1 protein-coding gene is annotated in these 544 nt (G+C 67.3%); it reads right to left on the reverse strand.

Going from position 1 to position 544, the window contains the following annotated elements:
* The coding region (locus FY112_RS00095) for an L-serine ammonia-lyase, iron-sulfur-dependent, subunit alpha (protein WP_181018103.1) at positions 1 to 544 on the reverse strand (544 nt) is incomplete at both ends.

A 544-nucleotide genomic window follows, 5' to 3' on the forward strand; every position in this document is an offset into this window, starting at 1 on the left:
ACAGGCATCGAGCGGCACGAAATGCTGGCCGTCGCCCTTGATGGCGAGCGAGGCCGCCGTGACGGCCTTGACCGCGCCGAGCGCGTTGCGCTCGATGCAGGGAACCTGCACGAGGCCCGCGATCGGATCGCAGGTCATGCCGAGATGATGTTCGAGCGCGATTTCGGCGGCGTTCTCGATCTGCTCCGGCGTCCCGCCCATGACCGCGGCAAGGCCCGCGGCAGCCATCGCCGCCGCCGACCCCACCTCCCCCTGACAGCCGACCTCGGCGCCCGAGATCGAGGCATTGTGCTTGATGATGCCGCCGATGGCGGCTGCCGTCAGCAGATAGTCGCGGATGCCGTTCTGGTCCCAGTCCTCGTGGAAATGCTCGTAATAGCGGATTGTCGCCGGAATGACGCCGGCGGCACCATTGGTCGGCGCCGTGACGACGCGCCCGCCGGCCGCATTCTCCTCGTTGACGGCCATCGCATAGACGCTCAGCCAGTCGTTGGCGAGCAGCGGGTTGATGCGGTTGCTGCGCCATTCCTCTTCCAGCTTGTCG

It is taken from the genome of Rhizobium sp. PEPV16 (assembly GCF_008919455.1).
Taxonomy (GTDB): Bacteria; Pseudomonadota; Alphaproteobacteria; order Rhizobiales; family Rhizobiaceae; genus Rhizobium; species Rhizobium leguminosarum_Q.